Annotated in this window: 5 protein-coding genes and 2 pseudogenes; all 7 read right to left on the minus strand. The window is 43.8% G+C overall.

All coding sequences use genetic code 11. From position 1 onward, the window contains the following. Positions 1-233: pseudogene (locus AWM79_RS25015) on the minus strand (hypothetical protein); the annotation flags it as partial. A 63-nt stretch (positions 234-296) separates the two neighbouring features. Then, positions 297-842, minus strand: a complete 546-nt coding sequence (locus AWM79_RS14125) for a hypothetical protein (RefSeq protein ID WP_060783103.1) — start codon at positions 840-842, stop codon at positions 297-299. Continuing rightward, a pseudogene (locus AWM79_RS14130) lies at positions 839-1,948 on the minus strand (RHS repeat-associated core domain-containing protein); the annotation flags it as partial. The gene AWM79_RS14125 and the pseudogene AWM79_RS14130, both read right to left, overlap by 4 nt. A gap of 310 nt (positions 1,949-2,258) precedes the next feature. Next, positions 2,259-3,401, minus strand: coding sequence for an ankyrin repeat domain-containing protein (locus AWM79_RS14135; RefSeq protein WP_060783105.1), 1,143 nt, complete (start codon positions 3,399-3,401; stop codon positions 2,259-2,261). A 311-nt stretch (positions 3,402-3,712) separates the two neighbouring features. After that, positions 3,713-4,375 (minus strand): imm11 family protein, encoded by a 663-nt coding sequence (locus tag AWM79_RS14140; protein WP_060783106.1) that lies wholly within the window; start codon positions 4,373-4,375, stop codon positions 3,713-3,715. Between the two features lie 208 nt (positions 4,376-4,583). After that, a complete protein-coding gene (locus tag AWM79_RS24435; RefSeq protein WP_082712625.1) occupies positions 4,584-5,147 on the minus strand; it encodes a hypothetical protein in 564 nt (187 codons plus the stop codon). After that, positions 5,144-5,718 (minus strand): RHS repeat-associated core domain-containing protein (locus AWM79_RS14145; protein ID WP_208599905.1); only part of this gene is annotated, 575 nt, incomplete at its 5' end. The genes AWM79_RS14145 and AWM79_RS24435, both read right to left, overlap by 4 nt.

Genomic DNA, 5,718 nt, shown 5'->3' on the forward strand with positions numbered 1-5,718 from the left:
ATGCGCACCACGGTTTCGCGGATGCCGTCCTGGTTGTGGACTTCGATCAGGCGGTGTTCGGCGTCATAGGCAAAACGTTGTACCCGATGGCTGGCGCTGCGTTTTTCGATCATGCGGCCAAAGCCATCGTAGCGATAGCGTTTGTCCTGATAGGTCAGCAGCTTGTTGTGCAGCACTCGTCCCGCGCTTTGTTGCTGGCCGTTGAGCAGGTTGTCGAGGACATCGTATTCGAAGTATTTCTGTCGGGCGGGCGCCAGTATCACTTTTCTGCATTTTTAGTCGTCCCATTTTTAGCATTAATTTTTTATTTTCTTGAAATTGATTTCAAATTTATTTTTTATAATTAAGTCTTTAAATTTTTTGCTAACCACATAATGTGTTGACTCAATCACGTCGCGAGCAATAAAAAAGTTTGACGAAGGTGGCATAAATTTCGGTTCAACCAATATTGGCGGATCGTTTGGATCGCTCAAAGGCATATACTTAGAGTTTGCATAATCTATAATTTTTAAGAAATTCAATATTTTTCCAATATAAAAAATATGTGATTTGCTTATGGTGCATGGATAAAATAGTATTTCGCTAACTAATTGATTTTGAAATTTTTTTACAAAGCGACTTGAAAAAATTGGGACATTAATTATAGCGTTGAGAAAGTCCGCTTTTTTTATATCTTCATTCGTTAAATTTTTTTGCGCTATAAGCTTTATATCTTGCGGTTGTGGAAGCTGATTTTCGCTTGACATGAAAAATTCAAATAAGTTTTCCGTTTCATTGTTTGCGAACTCTACCCGTGAGTTTGAGATGTCTATCGGACTACTAATTTCATAGATGTCGATCATGAACAGGGCCTCGTATTTAAATCCGCTCTTACATTTTTTTGAAGATTTAGTATTTCCTGTGTGGTACGCCGATTACTCCATTTGCTCTTAATTGCACGCTGTTCTAATGTGTCAAGAGCACCGCCAATTTTTTTATTATATCCGGAATGAGGCTTCCCATCGAGCATGAAATTTACATGTGTTGCTTTTGAAGGATGTATACCATTGGCAATCGGCAGGTAAATCATGTTTGTCGCACCGTTGATATTGCTGTTTGTTCTTTGCAGGAACGGATGATTTCTGAACTCATACGGAACGATATGGTGTCGTTGATAGCCTTGTCGTGTTGGCATCCAAGAAGGGTACCGGTCCCCTGTGAGGCCCCACGGATCAATCCACCCCATCGGATTCGGTGCGTATTGGTAGAGATTGACCCCACCTTCCAACCCAATCGGATCCGGCGTGGTAAACCGCCCCACATCCGGATCATAGAACCTAAACGTGTTGTAGTGCAGCCCCGTCTCGCGGTCCAGGTACTGCCCCTGAAAGCGCAGGTTCTGTTCTTCGATATAGTACGGTTCGCGCACTTCTTCCAGGGTATTGCCCCAGACTTTGTAGCGCGCCTGCCATACCCGGGTGCCATCGGCCTCCGTCAGTTGCTCGGGCAGGCCGTTGGGGTCGGTGTGGTAGTAGCGGATTTTCTGTACGTCGCCGAGGCCATCGACTCGCGCCAACGGTTCATAGCCTTCGTCGACATACAGGTAGAGGCTGGTTTGGGTGTTCTTGTGTTCCTGCAACAGCCGCAAACCGTCCCAGGTAAAACGGGTTTCGCCCAGTAAATAGCCGTTGTGGTTGTGTTCGGTTTTGCCGATGCGCCGGCCCAGCGGGTCGTAGGTCATGCGCACCACGGTTTCGCGGACGCCGTCCTGGTTGTGGACTTCGATCAGGCGGTGTTCGGCGTCATAGGCAAAACGTTGTACCCGGTGGCTGGCGCTGCGTTTTTCGATCATGCGGCCAAAGCCATCGTAGCGATAGCGTTTGTCCTGATAGGTCAGCAGTTTGTTGTGCAGCACTCGTCCTGCGCTTTGTTGCTGGCCGTTGAGCCGGTTGGCGGCGGTGTGTTTCGCTATGGCCCCGCGGGCTTCTCTTTTTTCGCTGGCGCATACGGTGCTGTTGATGTCGGACGATTTGGCGTCTACGATTCTCTCGGGCTGTGTCCTTGCTTGATCGGTGTGTGTTCGCAACTATCACTTTAGACCAAGGCCAACTTTTTTAATTTTTTTGCAGATATATCAGCTAGTTAGCCGTTAATTAAGTACCATTCAAATCTGTCCCATTTTTCGCACTATAAGACCTCTTGGGCTTGTGAATGGTTGTCCAGTAGGCGATCAAGCCTGCTGAGGCACATAAACCTGCTCCTTTCTCAGTATGGTAATCTTAAGCCGGAAATGTAAGGGAAACACTTTTCCAGTTTGCTTTACGTTTTTTGTCAAGCAATGAAATTAGCGCATTTCCCTTGGGGAGCCCTTTCTTTGATAGCTTCAAAGGGGCGAGAACGTAAAGTTTTACCGAGTCTTCATGGTCACCTGAATCTGCCTCGTTATCAGTGTTCCAAACTTTATCCAAGACGACGAGCGCATCAATATGGTCCGGCCAACCCAGGTGGCTAAATTTTTTATCGGTTCGTAAAATTATTTGCCCCTCGGTTAAAGGCGAATTTTTGAAAGTGTGTTCGGACAGTAGAGTAAGTATTGCCTGGGGAAACATCCAAGGGCTATCGCTAGAGAAGCCTTTTTTCGGTAATCTCCAACTTCCTGGAAGACAGATAAAGAGCTCCGTGCGCGGTTTTTCAACAAAAAGGCCTACAGTAAACAAAAGCTTGTAATCATTTTTGTTAGCGATACAGCTGACTCTAAAATTTACATTCACAGATTCGGGTTGAGGAATCAATTTTTCGGGTAATACCGGGCCAACGGTACTACATACAAAATCAATAATTGACGCACCAAGTAACGTACTTTCATCCGGCGTCTTTTCAACAGCTGAGACAGCACCTCTTGCTTTTAGACATTTGATAATATCAGGGAAGCCCCAGCTCTGAGCCAAATCAAGAGCTGTTCTATTGAATTTGGCATGTAGCCTGTTGACGTCAGGATGGTAGTCGAGCAGCAGATCAACTGTTTCTTTTTGCCCGAAAGTGACGGCGGTTATCAGTGGAGAAACGACAGAGAGAGGAGAACCATCAACATCCGCTCCGGCTTTCAGAAGCCAGCGAACTGTTTCTAAATGTCCATTTTTTGCTGCCAGTGCCAACGCTGTAGTATTGCCCGAACCAACAGTAGGTTGATTGATGTTGATACCCAGGTCAACTAACAATGAGCAAACTGCGGTCTGATTTCTCTCCGCAGCATGATGCAGCAGCCCTGGGTAAGCCAAAAAGTCATAGCAAGGGGGCTCCAGCAACTCTGGATGAGCTTTTAGCTGGATATGCAGAAAATCAACGTCTCCTGCCTCTATATGAGAATAAATATCTCGAATCAAGGGAGTGTTCTTCCCATACATTTTTTCCAGGCTAGTCATCTAAAGATTCACCGTTTCTCATCTTTTCGCCCATTGCATTCAACGCCTCTATGACCTTGCTTTTTCCGCCTTTGCGGGCTTCATCGAGTGTTTGTGACACTTTTCGGGTGCTGGCGATTGTGTGGTTACCGCTGCCATTTGGTGCCCACACAAAATTGTGGGGACTGTCGTTCAAACCGATGCCAAGCTTCTTCAAAATGCCTTGCGCATGTGTGAAAATAAATCTGTCCCATTTTTCTATTTTTCTATTTTTCTATTTTTCTATTTTTCTCATTTTTCTTGTAAGAGCGCTCTTGGTGCAGTTATTGCGCTCAGATCCGAATGGCCTTAGAACAGTCCATGAATCGCAAGCCTTTGAGTTTCGCTGTTTCACAATGCAGTTTAAATTTTTCCGAAACAAATAGTCTTTGCGGACTTTCTTCTGCTCTAACTATGTCGTGCCCGAAGAGAGCGGTGGGCGGAAGGCTTTTTATTGTGGAGAACGCAGTGGGTCCGTTTGGCATGAAGCTGAACATAGGCTTATGCTCGGAGTTTTTCATGTCAATACATGGTAGTGTTTGTGTGACGTTGAATACGAAAAAATCTTTAAGTTTTTCTTTCTTTAGATAAATATCAGCTGGAAATATTTGAACGTCACTAGCATACTCAATAAAAATTTGTGCCATTTTTTTGCTGACGAACTCCAGCGTGTCACTTTGGAAAATGTCAAATGAAAGCAGCCGCTCTTTGCTTATTTTTTTGTTATTTCTGAAAGTGGGGGGCGTGATGGGAGTTGGTTGTTTCTCTCCGCTTATAAATAGCAAGTGATCTGGAGAGATGCTCTGATCATATTTGAACCAATAAAGTTCCGAGTAATCTTCAGTAATATTAAATAGGTACATGCTATTTTCCGCAACGACCTGCCTGGGTCGAATTTTTGTTAAATTTTGTTCGCCCACTGCGTAGCCCTGTTCTCTGAGAGCGAACCACTTCATTTACAGCTTGCGTATATTGTGAGTTTGACCACTTCTCTGTTTGCCTGCAATCGATATTTCATTAAGTTGCGAACGAACTTCCTTGTTGTATCCAGGACAGGTAAAAGGGGACAGATTTATTCTCTAATCAGCTATGTTGATGTTTCACAGAGAAAAATATTTAGGATGAAAATAAATCTGTCCCATTTTCCTGTCCCATTTTTCCGCATTAATGGGTTTCTATTTTTATGGAAAAATCGAAGCCTAATAGTCTAGAATGTTCGATTCGATTCTTAAATTTTTCAGTAACAAAAACGCGGCTTATATCCTCGTTTATAGAGAATAAGTATTCGTCAGAAATGCTGTTTTTGGTTAGTACTGGAGTCTCTACCAAAAGTTTATCTTGATAAATTTCGTAGGTGGATAACTCTCTGTTAAGGCAGTTGGATAGGGCATTGGTTGGGTAGTACCCGTAAAATTTTTTAGCTTTATTTTTGGTTACGATTGGTATTATTTGTCCTCGTGGAGAAAGGATGTCATCTAACTTTTCAAATGCGAAATCACTAATTACAAAAAAAGGACTTAGGGAGCTGCTAAAGTCAAATTTATAATTTAATTTTCCAGTGTCGCTTTTTCTAAGTTCAAGATATATGGGGTCGTGAAAATTTAGAAAAGGTTTCCAGTTTTGGCTAGCTGCTCTGCCGATGATGCTTTCTTCGGTATCCAGATAATTTTCGGTAAATGTACAGTAATTGGTTGTATCCGATTGAAGTAGATAAATATTTTGATTCATATTATGTTGTACCAACTGGCGCCTCGGTTGGCGGATGAAAGAATGTTTTTGATCTTCTGTAATTCATTGATTACGGCTTGTTTTCCACCTATTTTATCTGCAGTTATGATTCGCCTATTTATCGCATCCAAATACTTGTTTGGATGTTTCCCGTTGTGCAGTATTCCTGGCGTGCTGCTTGTATTTTTATTTGTTGGTAAGAATACTCCATTTTCATTTTTATTTATTCCTATATTGTATTTTTGCAGAACGTCTCTGGCGGGCCTGGCGCCTTTTGCTGTTTCTGGAACAATATGGTGAGCGGCCGAGTTTAGCGGACGAATTGTTCCATTTCTCTCCATGGCATTGGATAGTTCGCAACTGGTTAACCCGGTGGGATCAATCCACCCCATCGGATTCGGTGCGTATTGGTAGAGATTGACCCCACCTTCCAACCCAATCGGATCCGGCGTGGTAAACCGCCCCACATCCGGATCATAGAACCTAAAGGTGTTGTAGTGCAGCCCTGTCTCGCGGTCCAGGTACTGCCCCTGAAAGCGCAGGTTCTGTTCTTCGATATAGTACGGTTCGC

The organism is Pseudomonas agarici, from assembly GCF_001543125.1.
GTDB classification, from domain to species: Bacteria; Pseudomonadota; Gammaproteobacteria; order Pseudomonadales; family Pseudomonadaceae; genus Aquipseudomonas; species Aquipseudomonas agarici.